The organism is Gemmatimonadota bacterium (assembly GCA_009692115.1).
GTDB lineage: Bacteria > Gemmatimonadota > Gemmatimonadetes > Gemmatimonadales > GWC2-71-9 > SHZU01.
This window is the reverse complement of sequence record SHZU01000008.1, coordinates 15,322-38,364: the sequence shown is the minus strand read 5'-3', so window position 1 is coordinate 38,364 and position 23,043 is coordinate 15,322. Positions and strand designations below refer to the sequence as shown.

The following is a 23,043-nucleotide window of genomic DNA, read 5'->3' as shown; positions in this document are numbered from 1 at the left end:
ATGCGGACACCACTCCTCCTTGCCGCGCTGGCATGCCCCGTTTCTCTCGCCGCACAAGACAGCACCAAAGCCGCCTCGCCCACCATTCCCGCCAAATGGGACGTGCAGGCCAAGCACGGTCCCTCGCGCGAGGTGGCCTTCGAGACGTCCGAGGGCACCTGGATGTCGGTCGACGTTTCGCCCGACGGCCGGACGGTGGTGTTCGATCTGTTAGGCGACATCTACACCCTGCCCACCACCGGCGGCCGAGCCACCGCCATCCTCGGCGGCCCGGCGTACGAGACGATGCCGCGATGGTCGCCGGATGGCGCCCGGATCGCGTTTATGAGCGATCGAGACGGGATCGAAAACATCTGGACGATGGCCGTTGGAGGGGGGGACCTCCGCCAGGTGTCGAAAGAGCGCGAACGGCAGGTGTCGAACCCGGCGTGGACGCCGGACGGCAGGTATCTCGTCGGGCGGAAGCACTTCCGCAACACCCGCTCGCTTGGCGCCGGGGAAATGTGGCTGTTCCACGCAGCCGGCGGCGCCGGGCTCCGGTTGACCGACCGGCGGAACTGGGAGCAAAACGCCACCGAACCGGCCGTGTCGCCGGATGGCCGATATGTCTACTTCTCGGAAGATGTCTCGCCGGGTGGAGGCTTCGACTACAACCGCAACCCGCACGGCACGGTGTACGTCATTCAGCGCCTCGACCGGGAGTCCGGCGAACGGGTAACATGGATCCGAGGTCCCGGCGGTTCGCTCGCCCCGACGCCGTCACCGGACGGCCGGACCATGGCCTTCATTCGCCGGGTCGGGCCGAAGAGTGTCCTCTTTTTGCAGGATATGGAAAGCGGCCGAGAGCGTCCGCTCTGGGACGGCCTCGATCACGATCAACAGGAGGCTTGGTCGCTCTTCGGCACCTACCCCGGCTACGACTGGACGCCCGACCGGAAGAGCCTGGTCATTTGGGCGCAGGGCAAACTCTGGCGGGTGGACGCCGCGACGGGGCAGGCGACCAACATCCCGTTCACCGCGTCGGTCAAACAGACGATTACCGATGCGGTCCGGTTCCCCCAGACGGTGGCGCCCGATCGTTTCGACGTCAAGCTGCTCCGCTGGGTGACCGTCTCGCCCGATCAGCGGCGGGTGGTCTACACCGCGCTCGGCAAACTCTACCTTCGCGACGTGCCGAACGGAACTCCGCGGCGGCTCACCGCCGGCGGCCGGGGTTTGGAACTGTTTCCTTCGTGGTCGCCGGACGGGGCGACGATCGTCTATGCCACCTGGGACGACGACTCGCTCGGCGCCATTCGCACGGTGGGTGTCGACGGCCGGGCCGGCCGCACCTTGACGGCCCGCCTGGGCCACTATGTGACGCCCCGGTATTCGCCCGACGGCAAACAGGTGGTGTTTCGCCGGACCGGAGGCGACGAACTCCGGGGTCCCGGCTCGAGCCGGGACCAAGGGATCTACCGGGTCAGCACCGCCGGCGGTGAACCGGTCCTCGTGACGACGCAGGGCACCGAGCCGACGTTCTCGCGCACCGGTGAGCGGCTCTATTTGACCGCTTCGGACAGCAGCAAGCCGGCGCTCATCAGCGTCAATCTGACCGGCGGCGAACGGCGGGTCCACGTGACCTCCGAGAGCGCGACCCAGTTCGTCATCTCGCCCGACGAGCGGTATGTGGCGTGGGTCGAACGGTTCAATGCTTATCTGGCGCCGTTCACGGCCACCGGACGAGCGGTTCAGCTCGGGTCATCCGCCACCGACGTGCCGGTCAAGCGGGTGTCCCGGGACGCCGGCGAGGACCTCCATTGGTCGGCCGACAGCCGGCGGCTCTACTGGTCCCTCGGACCCGAGTTGTTTCAGCGCGACCTGAACCAGACCTTTGGGTTTGAAGCCGCCGATACCACCAGCCTCAAGCGCGAGCCGGAGGCAACCGGCGTCCCAATTGGCTTCCCAACCGACACTGACCGGCCGAGCGGGAAAATCGCCTTGGTCGGCGGAACGGTCATCACGATGAACGGCGACGAGGTCATCACCAACGGAACGGTCGTGATTGACCGGAATCGGATCGTAGCGGCCGGCCCGTCCGACCAGGTGGCGGTGCCGGCGGACGCCCGGCGGATCGATATCAGCGGCCGGTTCGTCATGCCGGGCCTCGTGGACGCCCATGCTCACGTGGGCACCGGATCGAACGGGATCACGGCGACAACGAATCCTTCATTGCTGCAGAGCCTGGCCTTCGGCGTGACCACGATGCATGACCCGTCGAATTCGACCGAGATGGTGTTCAGCGCCTCGGAGATGATCAAGGCGGGGATGATCACCGCCCCACGGTTGTTCTCGACTGGCACGATTCTGTACGGAGCCGAAGGCGGCGCCAAAGCGATCACCACGTCGTTCGAAGACGCGTTGACCCATCTGCGCCGGATGAAGGCCGTCGGCGCCTTCAGTGTGAAAAGCTACAATCAGCCCCGCCGGGATGCCCGCCAGCAAATCGTCGAGGCGGCGCGCCAACTCGGGATGATGGTGGTGCCCGAGGGAGGCAGCACGTTCTTCTACAACATGACCCATGTGCTCGACGGCCACACCACCGTCGAACACAATATTCCGGTGGCTCCCCTCTACCAGGACGCCCTCAAGGTGTACCAGGCAAGTGCCACCGGATACACTCCGACCTTGATCGTCAATTTCGGAGGGGTGAGCGGCGAGTACTATTGGTACGCCCACTCCGAGGTCTGGAAGAACGAGCGGCTCCGGCGATTCTCGGCGCCTGGGGTGCTCGGGGCCCGGGCCCGCCGGCGGGAACTGGCCGCGGACGACGACTACTCGTACCAAGGCACGGCGCGGGCCGCCAAGGCCCTCGCGGACGGTGGCGTCAAGGTGAACACTGGGGCCCACGGCCAAGTCCAGGGCCTTGGCGTCCATTGGGAAATGTGGATGCTCGAGCAGGGCGGGATGTCACCCCACCAGGCGCTCCGGGCCGGAACGTTGAGCGGCGCGGTGAGTCTCGGCCTCGACCGGGATATCGGATCGCTCGGGGCGGGGAAGCTGGCCGACCTGTTGGTGCTCGACGAGAACCCGCTCACCACCATCCGCAACAGCACCTCGGTCCGGTACGTGATGGTGAACGGACGGTTGTTCGATGCGGAGACGATGGCCGAGATCGGAAACCACCCGGCGCCGGCACCGAAGCTGTGGTGGGACCGGTAGCGCGAGTGGGCAACAAAAAAGGGTGGGAGACAGAGTCTCCTACCCTTTCCAGTTGTTCAATGCGCTAGGCGTTACGATCCAGACACTTGGCGCCGGGATTCTGGAGCTCTTCCTGCGTCGGCACCGGGAAGTTCGGATCAGTTCCGTACACTCCGCCCTTCCGGTAGGGGCCACTCGGAAACACACTCGTTGCGGCGCGGCCGTACTGACGGACCAGGCGACGGAGGTCAGACAACCGCGTTCCGGTTGCAAGGACCCGTTTCAACGGTTCGATGGCGCGGGAGTCCTCGAGCTCGCCTAACGCCCACGCCGCCATGGCCCGGACCCGGGTCTCCCGGTCGGCCAGGGCGTCACCGAGGCCGCCCAGTGACCGGGGGTCTTCGAGCTCGCCGAGGCCAAGGATTCCGGTTTCCCGAAGCCCGGCATCCGCATCCTTGGACATCGCAGTGAAGGTCTGGTACGCCCAGGGCGGCTTGGCGTCCCCCAGTACCCTGGCGGCAATGTGCCGGACGCACCGGCTTGGGTCGCGAAGGCCCACCCGGAAGGCGCCGAGGGCCACGGCGTCGGCCTTCTTGTGCCAGCCGACGCCGTGGATCGACGGATTGACGTGGATCCCGCCGTCAGCAAACGGCATCGGCATCGGCATCGGCATCGGGAGGTCACCGTTGGCGCCCCACCAGCCGCCGAAGTTGGTCAGAGCCCGGCCAGCCAACTCGCACACCGCCGAGTCAGCGCCCCGGAGGGAGGTGAACAGTCGGGCCACGGCCGCGGAATCGCGGGTGAGGGGCGGCTGCATGGCAACGGCGAACGCAAGCACGGCGACGATCATCGAGGCTCTGACGAAGGGGACCCTACTTGGATGAACCAGCACCCCCGAACGTTGGAACCCGTTTCATCCGCCCGTCTCGAAGAAGGACGGCCGGCCGGCTTGGTCTGAACTGACCATGACCCCCCGGCTCGGGAAGGTCCGGGAGGATGAGAGATCAGCCGACGGCGCCTGGGGCTCATCCACCCGGACCAGATGGACCGAACCCGCCCGTCGTAACGGCAATCCAACGAGCGGTTGGGCCAGGTCCGGCAAGGCGGAGAGCCAGCGCCGCTGATCCGCTCCCGGCTCGGCGAACCAAAGCTGAATCCGGACGGCCTGGCCGGCCGCCGGCAACGACAGCCACGTGATCGGCTCCGTCCGGGACGGGGCCTTGGCAATCGGCTCGAGAGCCGCGGCCAGACCGGGCAAGACGATGTCGGGACCCCTCGTCCACCCGGGCCGAAACGGTTTGGGTCGGTGCCAGCGGCTCACGACGCCGCCCATGTCGATCCGCCATCGGCCCGTCGGATACGCGGTGAGTTCCGTCGTCTGGCCGGCAGCGCTGACGGTCACATGGACCTCATCGTCCCGGGTCCAGAGCCGCCACACCAGGGATCGCGGCTGCTCCGGCGTCCCCAGCGCAAACCGGAATCCCTTGGGGGTCGCGGAGGCTCCCGGGACAAACGGCCCGGCCATCAGGTGACCAACACGATCACATCGTTCCTCGTCGAGTAGGGCGGTGAGCTACAGTACCGGAAGGTAGGCTCGGTAATACCGAGACACCACGGATCTGACCCCTTCCCCTGCCTCTCGGGCAACGTTAGCGTAGTGCGGCAATGGTACCGCTGCTCCTCTTCCAACTCACCGTCACCCAGATTGCGCCGCCGAGGCTCGAGGCTACGGCGGTCGTCGACGGCATCCTCGATGACGCGGCGTGGAGCCGGGCCGCTCGACTCGGGAACTTTACCCAATACAGCCCGGTCGATGGCCGGCCCGCGGTCCAAACCACCGAAGTGCTGGTTTGGTATTCCCCGACAGCCCTCCATTTCGGCATCCGGGCCGCCGCCGAGCCCGGCACCGTGGCGTTCGCCGGGTATAGCCTGGCGATCTGGCAGATGTCGATTTGGTATTCCCGCGCCTGGTCGCTGACCCTCAAGGCGACGATGGACGGTCTCATCGACGCCTTGCTGACCGCCGGCGTATTCGGATGGCTCTGGCCGAGATGAAGGCAATCGCGCTTCGATTCCTCCTGGCGATCGGCACGGCAGGGCTGACTCCGTCCATCGCCGCCCAAACCGAGGGTCCCTATCCGAATCTTTCCGAGCCCCGCCACCAAGTCACCACCGAATACGAGGTGAAGGTCCCGATGCGCGACGGGATCCGGCTCGCCGCCAATGTCGTGCGGCCCAATGGCGGGGGCAAGTTTCCGGTCGTAGTCTCGTATTGGCCCTATGGCAAAGATCCGAATCCGTACTTCGCCGCGCGGGGCTACGTCACCGTCTTTGCCGAAGGGCGCGGCACCGGTACCTCCGAGGGCGTGATGCGGGACTACTTCGACGCCCAGTCCTACCGCGACGGCTACGACCTAGTCGAGTGGGCTGCCCGGCAGCCGTGGTCCACGGGCGCGGTCGGAATGTGGGGCATTTCGTACGGCGCCATCAACGCCACGCGGGTGGCCGCACTGAAGCCACCCCACCTCAAGGCGATTTCGGTCAACAGTGCCTACGCCAATTTCTTCGGCGATCACTGGTATCCGGGCGGTGTGCGGAGCAATCACCCCTACGTATGGCACGGCGCGAGCAACGTCCTGGCCACGATGCTTCGGGGACCGGTCTACGACGACGGCAACGGCGGCAAGTACGTCGACCTCGAGATCTGGAAACGCCATCAGGCCGAGAACGGCTGGCAGGGATTTTTCCAGCCTCAATGGGAGCACCCGACCTACGACGCCTATTGGCAGGAGAAAGACCTCCGGAGCAAGTACGCCGACTTCGCCATCCCCACGCTCCAGTTCGGCAACTACTTCGATCATGCCCGGAACCACGACGAGGCCTACCAGAACTACCAGATTCTCAAAGCCAAGCGAGTCCCGCAAAAATTGGTCGTCGGGCCGTGGACCCATGGCGGCTTCGGACCGAGCCACGTGGTCGACTTCCAGCTGACGACCCTGGCTTGGTTCGATCACTTCCTGAAAGGCGTGGACAACGGGATCGACCGCGAGCCCCCGGTGACGGTGTTCGTGATGCGGGAAAATCGGTGGCGCGCCGAGGAGGATTGGCCGATCGCCCGGACCGTTCCCACCCGGTTCTACTTGAGTTCAGCGGGGAACCTGACACCAACGGCTCCCACCAGCGAGCCGGAGCTCACGCCCCGCCGCTTCACCTATCACCCCTGGGTCGGCAGTGCCGCCGGACCCTACGGCACCTGGTTCGATGCCGACTACACCGACTTCCTGGTCCAGCCCGACCAGCGAGTCGACGAGGCCGAGTCGCTCACCTTCACGACCGAGGCGCTGACCGAGGACACCGAAGTCACCGGGATGGCCGAGATCACTTTCTTCGCCACCTCGAGCGCGGCCAACACCGATTTCACGATCAAGCTTTCCGACGTCCTGCTGGACGGCAAATCGGAGCTCGTTACCCGCGGCTGGATCAACTCGTCCTATCGCGAGTCGAACGTGAATCCCCGGCGCCCGACGGATTGGAAGGTCGTCGCCCCAACCCCGATCATGGCCGGCAAGGTGTATCGCTATCAGGTCACCCTCCAGAACATTTCCTACCAGTTCAAGCGAGGGCATCGGATCCGGGTCACCCTTGCCTCGAGCGACTGGCCCTCGAATTGGCCGAATCCGAATCCGGCCCGAAACGAAATCCGGTTCGAGAGCCCGGACGGCAACGAGACCTCGCACCTAACGCTGCCGGTCGTTCCGGTGCGAGCAACCCCGCTCCCCGAGCCGCGATTGGCGCTGGTTCCGCCTCGACCGACAACCCAAGCAGCCGACGACGGCACCGAACGGATCTGGATCGAGAATGATCTCACCGGGCAGGCGGTGGTGTACCGCTCCGAGAGCCGGTCCGAGCGCCCGATCCCCGGCGGGATACTCCGCGACGTGCGCGAGTGGCGGATCGACCTCACCAAGCAGCCGCCGTACCAACAGGTCATCGATTTGGTGACGACCTGGACGTTGCTGCGGGTGGGTCGGCCCGATGTGCGGTTCGTCTATCGGGTCAACACCGACGGAACCGGTCCGCGGGCAACCATTGACTTGAACGAGGGCAAGATCCCCTAGCCGACCAACATGGCCTGACGGTTTTCGGTGTCGGATGGTCAGGGAGAATATCGCCCGCTGAGGGCCGGCGTTAGGCGTCGGGGTGCTAGATTTCAGCGATGCGACCGCACCGCGCCACTCAGACCGACTAGATTTCACTCACGCCAACAGACCGTGGCGCGATGACCGTCCGGCTCGTACCGCTACACAGTCGCGAGGCCAGTGAGGCTTGGGTCGGTGGCTCAGCCACAGAGCGAGTCGCGTTGGTGGCCCGCCTCAGCGACATGCTGTGGACCAGGACCCGCCGCCGACTAACCCCTAACCGTGCATCCTTTTCAGCCCCCAGCGCATCCTAAAGCCAACCCTAAAGTGGCCCTCCTTATCCCCGCTCGGCCTGCCAAGTAGAATTAGGTCATGAATTCACGACAGTTTCCCGGGCTCGGCCTGGTTTTGGTCGCTGCCCTGGCCCCCGCCCACGCCACCGCCCAGCAACGGGCCGTGTCCCTGGCCGAGGCCATTGCGCTGGCCCAAAAGCACGACCCCAACGTGGTCCAAGCCGCGGGCGACGTCCGCTCCGCCGGCGCTGAAACCCGGGCCCGCTACGGGTCGTTCCTCCCCAGCGTGTCCGCCGGAGCCGGCGGCGGGAAAAGCCGGTCGGAATTCCAACGGATCGACCCCCGCACCGGGCAACTGGTCGCCGCCAACAACACCACCACCTCGGTCAATCTCCAACTGAATGCCGGGATCGACCTCTTCACCGGGTTTCGCCGCGGGGCCGAACTCTCCGCCGCCCGCGCCGAGGGCGACCGGACCCAGGCTGCGCTCGACGCCCGCAAGTGGCAAACCGCCTTCAACACCAGCCGCGAATTCTTCAGCGCGCTCCAGAACGGCGAACTGGTCAAGGTTCGGCGCGACGGCATCCGCCGGGCCGAGGAGCAGCTCGCCATCGCGGTGGCCCGGCTCCGGACCCGCGGCGCCACGGTGTCCGACTCGCTCCAGGCCGTGGTCGAAGTGTCCCAAGCCCGGCTCCGGCTCCTCACCGAAGAAAGCCAGTTGGCCCAAGCCGAAGCCAATCTGGCCCGGGCCATCGGCGTGTCGGGGCGAGTATCGGCCATCGACGACTCGAGCATCGCGATTCGGACCATCGCGATCGACACCGCGGCCGTGATGATCGAGGCCCGCGAGCGCTCGCCGGCGGTGATCCAGGCCGAGGCCTCGGTGCGGTCGGCCAAGGCCAGCCTGAACGCGGCCAAGGCGGTGTACTGGCCCCAAGTCCAACTCAACGGCAGCACCAGCTACGGCAGCAACGACCAAGATCCGCTCACCAAGTACAAGCTCTTCAACAACCGGAACCTCGGCCTCAACGTCTCGATTCCGCTATTCAACGGGTTCCAGCGCGAACAGCAGGTCGTGAACCGGTCGGTGGCCCTCGACGTGGCCCGGGCCTGGTCAACCGATGCGGCCCACCACGTCGAAGCCCAGTTGATCGGCGCCCTCGCCTCGCTCCGGACCGCGCAGGAACGGGTCGACGTGGCCCGGAGCAATCTCGACGCCGCCCGGGCCAATGCCCGGGTGCAGCTCGAGCGATACCGGTTAGGCACCATCGAAATCGAACGCCTGGTCCAGGCCCAAGACCGGCTCAGTCAGGCCGAAGAAGGCGCCATCACCGCGCGGTTCGACTACTTGCGATCCAAAGCGCAGATCGAAGCGCTCATTGGGAGGACGCTGTGAACAAACCCACGATCTACGCCTTGGCCTTGATGCTCCTGGCCGGCTGTAAGAAGACGGACGCGGACGGCACCGAGGCCGGTGGCACCAGTGCCGCCGACTCCACCGCCAAGGACGCAGCCACCAGCAACGTGACGCTCCCGGTGGTTGGCCAAGCGGTCCGGGTCGGCGACTTGATCCTCTCGGTGGTGACCACCGCCCAAGTCCGGTCCGACGGCGTGGCCATGCTCAAGAGTGAGACGGTTGGCCCGATTTCGGCCGTGAACGTCCGGCCCGGCCAATCGGTGGCCCGGGGCCAGGTGCTGCTTACGGTCGACCCCCGCGAACTCGACCTCGCCGTCGACCGGGCCCAAGCCGATCTCGAAGACGCCAAACTCAAGCTGCTCGACAACATCGTCCCCGACTCGATCGTCTCCGGCAAAGCCGTGACCGGCGAACGGCTCCGCAGCGCCGAGATCCGGGCCGGGATGGACCGAGCCCGGGCGGCGGTCGAGGAAGCAAAGCTCCGCCGCGAACGCGCCTCGATCACTGCGCCGTTCGATGGCGTAGTGGAAGACATGAAGGTCTCGGTCGGGGAACGGCTGTCCCAAGGACAGGAAGTGGCCATGATCGTCGACCTGAAGAATCTCCGGATCGAAGCCTCGGTCTTGGAACACGACCTCGCCTTCATCAAGATCGGGGGCGATGCCACCATCACCGCCGCCGCCTTCCCCGACAAACCGATCCGGGGCCGAGTGGCCGCCATCCTGCCGCTCGTCGACAGCACCACCCGCGCCGGGCGGGCGGTGATCCGCGCCACCGGGAACGGCGTCCTCCGGCCCGGGATGTACGCCGACGTCCGGCTCGAAGCCACCCGGCTCCCGAACCGCACCATCGTCCCCGCCTCGGCGGTCATCGAACGCGACGGCCGGCCGCTGGTGTTCGTGGTCAAGGGCGGCCGGGCCCAGTGGGTTTACATCTTTCCGGGCCGGACCAACGGCTTCGAAACCGAAGTCTTGGCCGACAGCTCCACCGGGCAGATTCCCGTGGCCGCCGGAGACACGGTGCTGGTCGAGGGCCATCTGACCCTGACCCACGACGCCCCGGTCCGGCTGGTGGCCAAACAGGAACGCGGCACCCCGTAGTGTCGATCGCGTCCCAGGCGCTGAAGCGCCCTGTTACCACCATTTCGGCCGTGGCGGCCTTGGTGCTGCTCGGGTCGGTATCGTTAGGCAAACTGCCGGTGTCGTTGTTGCCGGACATCGAGCTGCCAGTCTTGACGATCCGGACCCTGTACCCCGGAGCCGCGGCGGAAGAAGTATCCCGGTTCATTGCCGAGCCGATCGAAGAGGCGGTCTCGGCCACGCCAGGATTGGTCGACGTGAAGTCGGTGAGCCGGAACGGCGAAGCCACCACGTCGCTCAAGTTTTCCTGGGGCACCAGCATGGCGGCCACGGTGCTCCAGATCCGGGAACGGCTCGACAACGCTCGCGGCGCCCTCCCGGAACGCGCCGAGCGCCCCACCCTGCTCACCAGCGACCCCGGCGAACGGCCCATCGCCGTGCTCGGCCTGACCAGCGATGGCAACCTCCGGAGCATTTCCCGAACGGCCAAGGACGTCCACGCCCGTCGGCTGGAACAGCTGGCCGGGATCTCGAGCGTGGCGGTGGTCGGCGAACCCAAGGACGAAATCCGGGTCGAAGTCGACCCCGACCGGATGCGGGCCTTGGGCCTCACCCCCGACGACATCGCGACCGCGCTCAAATCGGCCAACGCCACCGCGGCCGGCGGTTCGATTCGCCGGGGCCAATTCCGGTTTTCGCTCCGGGCGCTCACCGAGTTCCAGAGCGTGGCCGAGATCGAAAAGACCCCGGTTGGGCCGGCCAAGAGCGGCATCATCTTGGCCGACATCGGCACCGTAACCCTGGCGGTGGCCGACCCAACCACGGTCACCACCCTGGACAGCCGGCCGGCCGTCGGACTCGTCGTATATAAGGACGCGGGTTCCAATACCGTGGCCGTGACGGCCGAGATCTACAAGACGATCGAGCAGCTCAAGACCGAGTTTCCGAAGGTCAAGATCAAGGTCGTAGCGGCCCAGGCCCAGTTCGTCACCGACGCGCTCTCCAATCTGATCCAGGAAATCGTGGTGGGCGGCCTGATGTCGCTCGCGGTCATCCTGCTGTTCCTTCGCGATTGGCGGGCGTCGGTGGCCATCGGCCTGATGGTGCCGCTTTCGGTGTTGGTGGCGCTGACCCTGCTCCAGTTGATGGGTGTCACGATCAATATCCTTTCGCTCGGCGGCTTGGCCTTGGGCGTCGGGTTGTTGGTCGACAACGCCATCGTCGTCGCGGAGGCCGCCAACCGGCATATGGATGCCGGGCTGACGCGGTGGGAAGCGGCACTCAAGGGCACCAATGAAGTGGCCGGACCGCTGACCGCCGGCACCCTGACCACGCTCCTGGTGTTCGGGCCGATCGTGTTCGTCCAAGGCCTCGCGGCAGCCCTGTTCCGGGATCTTTCGCTGAGCGTCGTGATGTCGGTCGGGGCGTCGTTGGTTCTGGCCCTGACCCTGATGCCGGTGATGATGGCCTGGGGCCGAGTCGGCGAGACGTTGGGCAAGCAGACCCTGGCACCCGCCAGTGACGGCCCCCTGCTCCGGCTCGGCCGCCGACTGGAGGCCTGGTATGAGTCGGGAATGCGCTGGTCGTTGGCTCGTCCGGGGCTTTGTGTCCTGATCGCGCTCGGTGTGACGGCGTTTACGGTGGTGATCACGCTCCGGTTGCCCCGGGAAATCCTGCCGCGGGTGGACGAAGGCATTGCGGTGGCCTACCTCAAACTGCCGGAAGGCACCGCGATCGAGGAGACGGCCCGGCAAGCCAAACGGCTCGAAGAAGCGGCCCGGGCGTTAGGCTCGTCGGGGATTTACAGCCGGATCGGCGTCGCCACCGACGAGGAGGTGCTCGCGGGCGCCGACCCCGGCACCTCGGCCAGCGCCCAGCTGCTGGTGCCGGTGCCGGACGACAAGGACGCCGGCGACTTCGCTGAGTCGCTCCGGCTCGCGGTGCCCGACCTGGCCCAAGGGAGCTTGGCCATCGACTTGGCCGGCCAGTCGGAGTTCGGCAGCTTGATCGGCCGCGAGGGGCGGCTGGTGCGGATCGAAGTGGCGGCTCCCAAGCTGACTGAAGCGGCCGAGTGGGCCAATACGATCCGGAAGAGCCTGGACAGTATCACGGACCTCTCCGACGTCCGCGATGCCTTCGCCAGCACTCAACCCACGGTCGAGGTAACCCTCGATCGGAGTCAGATGGCGCGGCTCGGGATCACGTCCGATCAAGTGGCCAACGCGTTGTCGGGTGGCTTGGGGGGCGTTGCGTCTGGTGATTTCCGGGAAACCGACCGGCGGACGCCGATCAAGGTCCGGTTTGCCGGCGCCTTCAATGAAGATCTCAACACCACCCTGGCCACGACCATTAAGGGCGTACCGCTTGGGCAGTTGGTGACCGTCACCGACATCCGGGCGCCGATCGAGGTGGTCCGAATCAATCAACGGCCGGTCAGCGTGGTCGAAGCCGTCGCGGAACGGGGAGGACTGAAGCAGGCCGCCGAGGCCGTTCAGGTGCGGATCACGGCGCTGGCGTTGCCGCCCGGAGTTGAGGTGACCATCGGGGGAGCCCAAGCGGACGAAGCGCGGACGACCCGAGAGCTGGCCCTGGTGGCGGTGCTGTCGGTGGCGTTGGTGTTCCTGGTCTTGGCCGGCGAATTCGCCTCGTTCACGACGCCGCTGCTGGTGATGCTGACGGTGCCGCTGGCCGGCGCCGGCGGCATTCTCTTCCTGTGGATGACCGGCCAGAACCTAAACGCGGTCGCGATGATCGGGATCGTGGTGATGATCGGCATGGCCGACAACGAAGCCGTGGTCAAACTCGATGCGATCCAGCGATTCCGGGAACAAGGGTTACCGATCGTCGACGCGGTCATTGCCGGTGGCCACCAGCGACTCAAGGCCATCGCGATGACTTCGATTACGACGATTACCGGCGTGCTCCCGCTGGTCTTTGGGTGGGGTAGCGGCGGGGAGTTGTATCAACCGCTCGCGGCCGGGGTCATCGGCGGGTCGGTGACGGCGCTGTTGGTGACGTTCTTTCTGCTGCCGACGGCCTATGTGTGGGTGGAATCTCGGCGCTCGGAGGGCCAATGATCAGATGGGCGGCGGGGCGGCCGGCGGTGGTGTGGGCCGCGGGGGCGGCGGTGACGTTGGCGGGGGGGGTGGCGTTTACGAAACTGCCGCTGGCGACGAAGACCCAGGTCGAACTGCCGCGGTTGACGGTGTCGGCGACCTGGTTTGGGTCGGCGCCGGAGTTGGTGGAGACCTATCTCACCTCGCCGTTGGAAGAGGCGATTCAGAGTGTCCGGGGGGTCAAGAAGATCTCGAGCGAATCGGGCGATGGATCGGCGCGGCTGGAAGTGGAGCTGGAGCCGAAGACCGATGTGACCCTGGCCCGGCTCGAGATTCATGAGCGAATCGAGTTGCTCCGGGACCGGTTGCCCCAGGGCGCTGAACCGCCGAGCGTCGAGAACTACACTCCGCAGGAGCTCGATGAGCAGCCGCTCCTGACCTATTCGATCGTCGGTCCATACACGTCGGGGACGCTGACCAAGCTGACCCGGGATCAGGTGTATCCCCGGGTCACGGCCGTGCCAGGTGTGAGTGGCGTGGGGCTCTCGGGGTCAGCGGAACCCGGCGTGGCGGTAACGTACGATCCGGTTCGGCTTCGGCAACTCGGAATCAACCCCGACGTGATTCGGGCGGCCGTGGCCTCGGCCCGGGTGGTCCAGGCCCTTGGTGAGCAGCCGCGCGGCACCAACGTGCTGACCGTGGCGCTTCGGGATCGGCCGAAGGCGCTCGAAGATTTGGGACAGCTCGTCATTCGGGCCCCGAGTGGACGAGTGTTTCGGCTCGACGAGTTGGCGACGATCCGGCCCGACGAAGACAACCGGGGCCGGTTTGCCCGAATCAACGCAGTGCCGGCGGTCACGATGCAGATCAGCCGGATGGCCGGCGCGGATGCGATCCAAACGGCCGAGCGAATCAAGGCCACCATGAACGAGATTCACCGGCTGCTCCCGCCGGGGATCGTCTTCAAAGTGGAGAGCGACGAAAGCAAGGACTTGAAGAAGCAGCTCAACGACCTCCTGATCCGGGGACTGATTGCGTTCGGAGCGGTCATGCTGGTGTTGGCGATTGCGATGCGGAACCTGACCTCGATCTGGCTGGTCATGGGCAGTGCGGCCGTGTCGATTGCCGGCACGGCGCTCGGTCTCTATCTCCTCAAGATTCCCGCCAATCTGTTGACGTTGGCAGGGCTGGGCATGGGAGTCGGGATCTTGGTCCAAAACGGCCTGGTCGTGGTCGAACGGCTCCGCCATGCGCCCGATACGATCGAGGGCCGGGCGGAGGCGGGGGCGCGGATCATGCCCGCGGTCATTGGATCGACGCTGACCACCGCTGTCGTGCTGCTTCCGTTCATGTACCTGCAGGGGAACGCGCGGGCCACCTTCATGCCCTTTGCGGCCGCATTTCTCCTGGCGCTGGGGTGGTCGGTGATCAGTTCGGTGGTGATGATCCCGGCGGTTGGCGGCGGCCACGGCATGACGACCCAAAACTGGCGGGGGCTCCACCGGGCCTACACTCGATCGGTCCTCAGACTGCTCCGATGGCGGTGGGCCACCTTGGTCGTCACCACGGCCTGGTTCGGCGTCCTGACTTGGGGATTCATCAAGAAGGTGCCGAAGTCGTCCTTCGGCGATTGGTACGGCAAACGGTCGGAGCTGTTCGTCACCATCAACTTTCCGCGAGGGTCCGATCCGGCCAGCGTCGATCGGGCCATTTCGGAATTCGAGCGGATCGCCGTTGGCCGGGAGGGCGTTGATCGGGTGGAAGCGCGGGGCTTCCCCGGATTCGGACAACTGCGAGTCACCTTCACCAAGCCCGCGGGGCTCACCGCGATTCCAACCGCCATGCAAGAAGAAATGACCCAGCGGGCGGTGTTCGTCGGCGGGGCATCGATCGGTGTGTTCGGTCGGGGCCAGGGTTTCTTCAATGGCGGCGGCGGCAGTTCGGTGAGTTTCCGGGTCAAGATCCTCGGATACTCCTTCTCAGGCGTCGAGCAGCTGGCCCGGGACCTCAAGACCCGACTCGAGCGGATTCCCCGGGTTCGCGAAGTCAACATCAATGCCGGGAGCTTCTTCCGGTCGGAACGAGCCGTCAGCGTGGCGCTGGCGCCGGACCGGGCCGCGTTAGCTCGGGCCGGCGTCACAGCCCAAGCTTTCTCGCAAGCAGTGGCCCGGGAAATCCGCGGCGCGGTGGGCGGCCAGAAGCTCGAACTCGACGACGAAGAAGTCACCGTCAGCGTCAAAGCCAAGGGGTCTCAGGAGCGGAGCCTCGAGGATCTCCGGGCCTCGTTGGTTCCGAACGAAGGCAACGCGCCGGTCCGAGTCAGTGACCTCGCGGCCGTCACCGAGCGAGAAGGCTTGAGCCAGATCAACCGGGAGGACCAGCAGTACGTTCGGATCTTAAGCTATGACTTCCGGGGGCCCCAGAAGCTGGCCAACCGGACCCACAAAGCCTTCATGGGTTCGATTGCGGTACCGGCCGGCTACACCGTCGGCGATGACCAGTTTGCCTGGCAGGAAGACGACAGCACCAAGGGTCTCTGGTTGGTCTTCGCCATCGGGGTGGTGCTGGTCCTGTTGTCGGTGGCGTTCGTGTTTGATTCACAGTGGGCGGCGGCCATGGTGTTCTTGAGCCTGCCGTTGGCGCTGGCCGGGGTGGCTGCGATCTTTTGGGCCACCGGCACCGGATTCAGCCGGGAGGCCGCCGTCGGCGTCATCCTCGTGGTGGGGCTCGCGGTCAACCAATCGATCTTACTGGTCGACGCCGCGTTGGAACGGCGCCGCCGGGTCGGGGCCTCTGGCCGGGCGTCGCGTCGCCTCACCGCGGCGGATATCGTCTACGCCACCCGCGACCGGGCCGGCATGATCGTGCTGGTGACCCTGACCACGATGGCGAGCCTGATTCCACTGGCCATCGGTACCGAGGCCGACAGTTTGTTCGGGTCGATTGCGCTGGCCACCGCCGGAGGGACGATTGCCGGAACCCTGGGTGCCATGTTCGTCTTGCCTGTGATGCTCCTCGGCCGCCGGGGAGCCAAGCCCCGGAAGCGGACTCCACCGCCACCGCCACCGCCGGCCGGCCTCGCGCCGGCTCTCCCGGGGTAAGCATGATTCGGATCATCTGCGGGAATCTCGTTTTTGAGGCTCGACTCGAGCGCGAGCGGGCGCCGGCCAGTTGCGCCGCCTTGCTCCGGCTCCTCCCGCTCAGCGGGCATCTTTTGCAGGCCCGATGGAGCGGCGAGGCGGCGTGGATGCCGTTAGGCGATCTCGAAGCGGGTGTCGAAGTCGAAAACGCCACCGCCGAGCCGAAGCCAGGCCAGATCCTCTTGTATCCGAAAGCCGTCAGCGAAACCGAGATCCTCTTCCCCTACGGGACCACGGCCTTCGCCAGCAAGTTCGGGCGGCTCGAAGGCAACCATGTCCTGACGATCGTCACCGGGCTCGACCTGCTGCCCGAACTCGGACGACGGGTCGTGTGGGAGGGGGCCCAGCCGTTCCGGATCGAGGTCTGAAGCTTCGTACCCCGTTCATCGGGCCTTCACGGTGGTGGCATTTGGTTTCGGGCCATGCCGACGCTCCCAATTGCCTTCGAGGCCCGCCTTGCCACCACCCAGGACGACGCGATCGAGCGCGTCACCGCCGCCTTGAAAGCCGAGGGATTTGGGGTCCTCACCCGGATCGACACCCACGACGTGTTCAAACAGAAACTGGGGATTGAATTCCGCGCCTACGCTGGCCCACCGCGCCTTGAACCAAAGCGCCATGGTCGGCTTGCTGTTGCCGTGCAACGTGACGGTGGAGGCATCCGGGGAGGGACGCATGGTTCGGATTGCGAACCCCGAGGCGAGGCTCCTCGCCGGAGAAATGGGAAGCGATCCGGCCCTCGTCGAGCTGATGCACGAGGTCCGCGGCCGATTGGCGCGGGTCGCGGCGGCCCTCACCTGACGGCGAGCCGACACCTGGATTCGGGCGACCGGGGCAGCGGCCCGGGCGTTGGCGCCGCCCCGGTGGCCCGTTCGACGATGGTTCGGGCGGGCCAGCGGTATCCGTGCCGGTGAACCCGGTCCCGGAGCCAACCCAACAACCCGGCAAAATCCCCCTTGGCAAACGCCGCGTCGAGCGGCCCGATGTCGAGCTCCGCCTGGGCGAACAACTGGGCGGCGTAGACGTTGCCTAATGTGTGCGTCGGAAAGTAGCCGATCATCCCTTCCGACCAATGGCCGTCCTGCAGACACCCGTCGGCGTCATTCTTCGGCGTCACCCCCAGATACTTTCGGTAGGCATCGTTCCAGGCCCCCGGCAATTCGGCAACCTGGAGATCGCCCGAGAGCGTGGCCTGCTCGAGATCCGAGCGAATGATGATGTGGAGATTGTAGCTGATTTTGTCGGCCCGGCCCCGGTTCGATCCGGGGGTGACCCGGTTGATCGCCGCGACGAACGTCTCGAGCGAAATGTCAAAGTCGCCCTGCCGGTCCAGCAGTATCCGGTGCTCGGCCCCGATGGCCAGGTCCATCAGGCACCGTTTTACGTGGTCATGGGGTTCGTGCCGAGCCGCTATGGGGTTGGATTGGTGGCCCGGGCCTCACAACAGCAAGTGGTGAACGTGGCCCAGCACGGCGGCGAATGCGGCGTGATGGTGAGCGCTTCCGCCGTTCATTAGTCGCCCTGCCGAACCCGGACCAGGTAGCCCCCGTCGTCGAGATCGGGGCCGAACGCCTTGATCATTGGCGCCACGTCGCCCTTGAGGACAGTCTTGACGGCCCCTTTAAGGACCGCGCCGTCCGGTGAATGGCGACCCTTCCCGGTAATGATGTGGATCAACTCGCCGCGCTGTTTCCGATGGGCGCTGGTCACGACGGCAATGACCCGGAGCCGGGCCTCCTCGCGCCGGAAGCCGTGGAGGTCGATCGTGTCCGCAATCGGACCGTCGAGCGGGTCAAAAGGGTCGACGAAGCGAAGGGGAGCGGCACGCCGTCGACTCATCAAACCCCTAGGCCCCCCCAAGCCATTGCGCGGCGGCGGCCGGGCCCATCGCGGTGACTCCGCCGCCTAACGGGAATCGCTCGACGCCGGGATACACCACTACCGCCTCGGCGACGCCGAGGTCCTCACAGCCGATCCGGAAGCCGCGGCTCACGGTCGGGGCCGAGGATCGCTTGATCTCGACCGCGAGCCGCCGGCCGTCGAGGCCCTCAACCACCAAGTCGATCTCGGCCCCCCGGGCGGTCCGATAGAACGACAGCGACCGGTCGCCGGCCCCCGCGATCAGGGTTTCGAGGACGAAGCCTTCCCAGGAACCGCCGACCACCGGATGGCCGAGCAGGTCATCCTGCGTCCCGATGCCGAGCAGCGCGTGGACCAGTCCGCTGTCGCGGACGTACACCTTGGGGCTCTTCACCAAACGCTTCCCGACGTTACCCGACCACGGGGGTAGTCGCCGTACCAGGAGCAGATCAACCATCAGATCGAGGTAGCGGGCCACCGTTTGGCCGCTCACACCCAACCCCGCGGCGAGCCGGGCAGCATTCAACTGCTGCCCTTGGTTGTGCGCCAGCATGGTCCAGAACCGGCGCAGCGTTTCCGAGGGCACCCGGGGCTGGAACATCGGAATGTCCCGTTCGAGGTAGGTCCGGATGAACGCCCGCCGCCACGCCAGACTGGCATCGTCGTCGGAAGCCAAGAGGCTGTCCGGAAACCCGCCCCGGCGCCAGAGTTGATCGAGGTCGGCCGTGGTGTCCGGTACCTCGCCAAGGCCGATCGGGGGGAGCTCGAGCTGACTGATCCGTCCGGCCAACGACTCGGACGACTGGCGGAGCAGATCCATCGAGGCCGAGCCCAAGACGAGGAACTGCCCGAACCGTTCCCCGGCTTCCCGGCGACGGTCCACCACGCCGCGAAGGATCGGGAACAACTCGGGAACCCACTGGATTTCGTCCAGAATGATCAGGCTCCCACGGTGGGCCTCGAAGTACTCGGCCGGGTCGGTGAGCCGGTTTCGATCAGCGGGGAACTCGAGGTCGAGGTACTGGGTCCGGTCGGGGGCCATCGACCGGGCAACCTCCTTGGCCAGAGTGGTTTTTCCAACCTGGCGGGGGCCAAGGAGAGCAACCACAGGGAACCGCGAGAGGGCGATTCTGGCCGCCGCAACGAAGACTGGTCGATCTAACATTGTTGTAAATATACCATGTAATGGAGAAAATACAACACAAAAATTGAACGTACGTCGATTTTATGACATTTCATGGCATGACAACAACCTTCGGCACCGAGGAGGCGACCCGGGACCGGGGCAATTCCGCCCCAAAAATCGCCGACCTAAGTCGTTGTCGGAAAACACTTTGAACCAGAAAAACTAGCTTGATTCCAGCCCCAGGACCCCACTATCATTCTGGCCCAGGGGCCGCCACGCCTGGGGCCGTTTTCCAGATCAAAATAGGTCGAGGGATCCATGACCGCACCCAACTCGCGCGAGCGTATTCTCCCCCGCCCGATCGAAGACGAGATGAAGCAGAGCTTCATCAACTATTCGATGAGCGTGATCGTCTCGCGGGCCCTTCCCGACGTGCGCGACGGCCTGAAGCCGGTCCACCGCCGGATCTTGAACGCGATGAACGAACTCGGCCTGGTGCCCGGCCGGCCCTACAAGAAATCCGCCACCGTCGTCGGCGAAGTGTTAGGCAAGTACCACCCGCACGGCGACTCGCCGGTGTACGAAGCGATGGTCCGGATGGTCCAGGATTTCTCGCTCCGCTATCCGTTGGTCGACGGCCAGGGCAACTTCGGCTCGGTCGACGGCGATCCGGCGGCGGCCTATCGGTACACCGAAGCCCGGCTGACCAAGGTGGCCGTCACGATGCTCGAGGATATCGACAAGAACACGGTCGATTTCCAGCCCAACTACGACGACCGGTTGATGGAGCCGACCGTCCTGCCCTCCAAGATCCCGAACCTCCTCGTCAACGGGTCGAGCGGCATCGCGGTCGGCATGGCCACCAATATTCCGCCCCACAACCTCCGGGAAATCTGCCAAGCCGTCACCGTGCTGATCGATCAACCGGATGCCACCATCCAAGACCTGACCAAGCACGTCAAGGGCCCGGACTTCCCGACCGGCGGCTACATCTACGGAATCCAGGGCATCAGGGAGGCGTACGAAACCGGGCGAGGCAAAGTCGTGATGCGGGCCCGGGCCCAGATTGAAGAGAAGGAATCGTCGGGCAAGTCGGCCATCGTCATTACCGAGCTTCCCTACCAGGTCAACAAGGCCACGCTGGCCAAGGCCATCGCGGACCTGGCCATGGAGAAGAAGGTCGAGGGCATTTCCGCGGTTCGTGACGAGTCGGACCGTGACGGCATGCGGCTCGTCGTCGAGCTCAAGCGCGACACGATTCCCCACGTGGTCCTGAACCAGCTCTACAAGCACACCACGATGCAGTCGACCTTCGGGGTCATCAACTTGGCTTTGGTCAAAGGCCAGCCCCGGGTCATGAACCTGAAGGAGCTGCTCCAGCACTTCATCGAGCACCGCCACGAAATCGTGATCCGGCGGAGCCAGTTCGATCTCGATCAGGCAGCGGCCCGGGAGCACATCCTCGAAGGGCTGAAGATCGCAGTCGACAACATCGACGAAGTCGTCGAGATCATCCGAAAGTCGAAGGATGTCGATGACGCGGACGCCCGGCTTCAGAAACGGTTCAAGCTGTCCGAGAAGCAGAGCGAAGCGATCCTCAACATGCGGCTCGCCAAGCTCACCGGCCTCGAAATCGAGAAACTGGAAGCCGAACTGAAGGAAGTCCGGGACATCATCTCCAAGCTCCGGGCGATCCTGGCGTCCCGCGAGAAGCGGATGCAGATCCTCAAAGACGAGATGGACGAAGTCACCAAGGCCTTCGGGGACGATCGGCGGACCGAGATCATTCCGGACCAGAACGAGTTCTCGGTCGAAGACCTGATCGTCGAAGAAGACATGGTGATCACGATCTCGCACACCGGCTACATCAAGCGGACCCCGGTCTCGACCTACCGGCGGCAGCGCCGCGGCGGCAAGGGCTTGCAGGGGGCCACCACCAAAGAAGACGATTGGATCGAGCATCTCTTCATTGCCTCGACCCACGACTACGTGATGTTCTTCTCGAACCAGGGCCAGGTCTACTGGCTCAAGGTGCACGAAGTGCCGCAAGGCGGCCGGGCCACCCGTGGCAAGCCGATCATCCAGTGCATCGCCGTCCGCCCCGACGAGCACATCACCGCGCTGGTACCGGTTCGGGAATTTTCCGACAACCGCTGGCTGGTGTTTGTGACCCGGAACGGTACCGTGAAGAAGTCGGTGCTGTCCGATTACGGGAACCCCCGGGCCAACGGGATCATCGCCATCAACATCGAGACCGGCGATGAACTGATCGACGTTCAGCTCACCGACGGCAACAACGACATCGTCCTCGCCACCACCGGGGGGATGAGCATTCGGTTCCACGAAAGCGACGTCCGCGAAATGGGTCGCGCCACCGGCGGCGTCAAGGGAATCGAACTCAACGCCGACGACCGGGTTATCGGCATGGTGGTGATCCGCCGCGACGCCACCTTGCTGGTGGTGAGCGAAAAGGGCTTCGGCAAACGATCCGAGATCACCGAGTACCGGGTCCAGAAACGGGGCGGCAAGGGCATCATCACCTTCCATAACACCGACAAGACCGGCCACTGCATGGCCTTGAAGGAAGTGCAGCCCTCGGACGAGTTGATGATGATCACCCGGAGCGGCGTCATTATCCGGGTACCGGTCGACGGCATCCGGGTCATCGGACGGAACACCCAGGGCGTTCGGGTCATGAACCTCGAGGGGACCGATTCGATCGTCGGGGTCGCGCGGGTCGTCAAAGAAGAAGAGGCCGAAGGCGAAGCCGACGAGGCCGAGGTCGAGGAAGCCGAATGACGGTACCCGGCGTATCCCGGGACGATCTCACCCGGACCGCCGAGGCTCTCCGGGGCATCGCGGTCCGGACGCCGCTGGTGGAGTCCGCCGAGCTGAGTCGGCGGTTCGGAACGCCGGTCTGGGTCAAGTGTGAACACCACCAACCGATCGGTGCGTTCAAGATCCGCGGCGCCTACACCGCCATCTCTCGGCTCCCCGCCGAGGTCAGGGCTCGCGGCATCATCACCCACTCGAGCGGCAACCACGGCCAGGCCGTGGCGTACGTTGCCAAGCATTTCGGGGCCCGGGCGGTCATCGTCATGCCGGAAAACGCGCCGGCCATCAAGGTGGCTGGGATCAAGAGTCACGGAGCGGAGATCGTCGTCACCACCAGGAAAGAGCGCGAAGCCAAAGCCGCCGAGCTGATCGCCCAACAGGGGCTGGTGCTGATCGCGCCGTTCGACAACTACGATGTGATCATGGGCCAGGGCACCTGCGCCTACGAAATCCTCGAGGATCAGCCTTCGACCGCCGCGATCATCGCACCGGTCGGCGGCGGCGGCATGATCGCGGGCACTTGTGCCGCGGTCGGCGCCATCAAGCCCGACACCGCCGTCTGGGGCGTCGAGCCGGCCGTCTCGCCCAAACTCACGGCCGCATTGGCGGCGGGTCATCCGGTACCCTTCGAACCGGCCGACACCCTGGCCGACGGCCTGATTCCCCCGGCCCTGGGCTCGATCACCTTCGAGTACATCCGGCCGGTCATCCGGGGCGTCGCCACGCTCACGGAACCGGAGATTGCCGCGGGGGTCCGGTTCCTGTTTCACTCCATGGGCCTCAAGATCGAGCCCTCCGGAGCTACCCCGGTCGCCGCATTGCTGGCCGGCAAGATCGTCCCCACCGGCCCGACCGCGTGTATCCTGACCGGCGGCAACGTCGACCCCGCGATCTTCGCCCGCCTGGTGGGCTAAGGGC

At 65.7% G+C, this 23,043-nt stretch carries 15 protein-coding genes and 1 pseudogene; 11 read left to right on the top strand and 5 right to left on the bottom strand.

Going from position 1 to position 23,043, the window contains the following annotated elements:
* Window positions 1–3,201 carry an amidohydrolase gene (locus tag EXR94_10350; GenBank protein ID MSR03119.1) on the top strand — a complete coding sequence of 1,067 codons (3,201 nt, stop codon included), beginning with the start codon at window positions 1–3 and terminating at the stop codon, window positions 3,199–3,201.
* A gap of 64 nt (window positions 3,202–3,265) precedes the next feature.
* Here EXR94_10350 and EXR94_10345 read toward each other — a convergent pair whose 3' ends face one another.
* Window positions 3,266–4,030, bottom strand: a complete 765-nt coding sequence (locus EXR94_10345) for a HEAT repeat domain-containing protein (GenBank protein MSR03118.1) — start codon at window positions 4,028–4,030, stop codon at window positions 3,266–3,268.
* Between the two features lie 63 nt (window positions 4,031–4,093).
* The gene (locus EXR94_10340; protein ID MSR03117.1) at window positions 4,094–4,705 is read right to left on the bottom strand and encodes a hypothetical protein; all 612 of its coding nucleotides are present in this window, start codon (window positions 4,703–4,705) and stop codon (window positions 4,094–4,096) included.
* Between the two features lie 140 nt (window positions 4,706–4,845).
* Between EXR94_10340 and EXR94_10335 the strand changes: the two genes are divergently transcribed.
* The 8 genes and pseudogenes from EXR94_10335 (at window position 4,846) to EXR94_10300 (ending at window position 17,105) form a co-directional block, all read left to right on the top strand.
* A complete protein-coding gene (locus tag EXR94_10335) occupies window positions 4,846–5,235 on the top strand; it encodes a hypothetical protein (GenBank protein ID MSR03116.1) in 390 nt (129 codons plus the stop codon).
* The gene (locus tag EXR94_10330) at window positions 5,217–7,298 is read left to right on the top strand and encodes a CocE/NonD family hydrolase (GenBank protein ID MSR03115.1); all 2,082 of its coding nucleotides are present in this window, start codon (window positions 5,217–5,219) and stop codon (window positions 7,296–7,298) included. The genes EXR94_10335 and EXR94_10330 overlap by 19 nt, the downstream gene beginning before the upstream one ends.
* Window positions 7,299–7,691: 393 nt before the next feature.
* Entirely contained in the window at window positions 7,692–9,008 is a 1,317-nt protein-coding gene (locus EXR94_10325) for a TolC family protein (protein MSR03114.1), read from the top strand.
* The gene (locus EXR94_10320) at window positions 9,005–10,129 is read left to right on the top strand and encodes an efflux RND transporter periplasmic adaptor subunit (GenBank protein ID MSR03113.1); all 1,125 of its coding nucleotides are present in this window, start codon (window positions 9,005–9,007) and stop codon (window positions 10,127–10,129) included. The genes EXR94_10325 and EXR94_10320 overlap by 4 nt, the downstream gene beginning before the upstream one ends.
* A complete protein-coding gene (locus tag EXR94_10315; GenBank protein MSR03112.1) occupies window positions 10,129–13,185 on the top strand; it encodes an efflux RND transporter permease subunit in 3,057 nt (1,018 codons plus the stop codon). The genes EXR94_10320 and EXR94_10315 overlap by 1 nt, the downstream gene beginning before the upstream one ends.
* Window positions 13,182–16,265 (top strand): efflux RND transporter permease subunit, encoded by a 3,084-nt coding sequence (locus tag EXR94_10310; GenBank protein ID MSR03111.1) that lies wholly within the window; start codon window positions 13,182–13,184, stop codon window positions 16,263–16,265. The genes EXR94_10315 and EXR94_10310 overlap by 4 nt, the downstream gene beginning before the upstream one ends.
* Before the next feature lie 2 nt (window positions 16,266–16,267).
* Window positions 16,268–16,672, top strand: coding sequence for a DUF3830 family protein (locus EXR94_10305; GenBank protein MSR03110.1), 405 nt, complete (start codon window positions 16,268–16,270; stop codon window positions 16,670–16,672).
* 54 nt (window positions 16,673–16,726) lie between these two features.
* A pseudogene (locus EXR94_10300) lies at window positions 16,727–17,105 on the top strand (DUF302 domain-containing protein).
* Here EXR94_10300 and EXR94_10295 read toward each other — a convergent pair.
* The 3 genes from EXR94_10295 to EXR94_10285 form a co-directional block, all read right to left on the bottom strand.
* Window positions 17,098–17,673, bottom strand: a complete 576-nt coding sequence (locus EXR94_10295; GenBank protein MSR03109.1) for a hypothetical protein — start codon at window positions 17,671–17,673, stop codon at window positions 17,098–17,100. The pseudogene EXR94_10300 and the gene EXR94_10295 overlap by 8 nt on opposite strands.
* Window positions 17,674–17,816: 143 nt before the next feature.
* On the bottom strand, window positions 17,817–18,143 hold the full coding sequence (locus EXR94_10290) for a hypothetical protein (GenBank protein ID MSR03108.1): 327 nt from the start codon (window positions 18,141–18,143) through the stop codon (window positions 17,817–17,819).
* 7 nt (window positions 18,144–18,150) lie between these two features.
* Window positions 18,151–19,329, bottom strand: coding sequence for an ATP-binding protein (locus EXR94_10285; GenBank protein ID MSR03107.1), 1,179 nt, complete (start codon window positions 19,327–19,329; stop codon window positions 18,151–18,153).
* A 279-nt stretch (window positions 19,330–19,608) separates the two neighbouring features.
* Here EXR94_10285 and gyrA point away from each other — a divergent pair, with 279 nt between their 5' ends.
* Both gyrA and EXR94_10275 read left to right on the top strand, forming a co-directional pair.
* Window positions 19,609–22,089, top strand: coding sequence for a DNA gyrase subunit A (gene gyrA / locus EXR94_10280; GenBank protein ID MSR03106.1), 2,481 nt, complete (start codon window positions 19,609–19,611; stop codon window positions 22,087–22,089).
* A complete protein-coding gene (locus tag EXR94_10275) occupies window positions 22,086–23,039 on the top strand; it encodes a threonine/serine dehydratase (protein ID MSR03105.1) in 954 nt (317 codons plus the stop codon). Before gyrA ends, EXR94_10275 begins: the two co-directional genes overlap by 4 nt.
* Window positions 23,040–23,043: the final 4 nt, after the last annotated feature.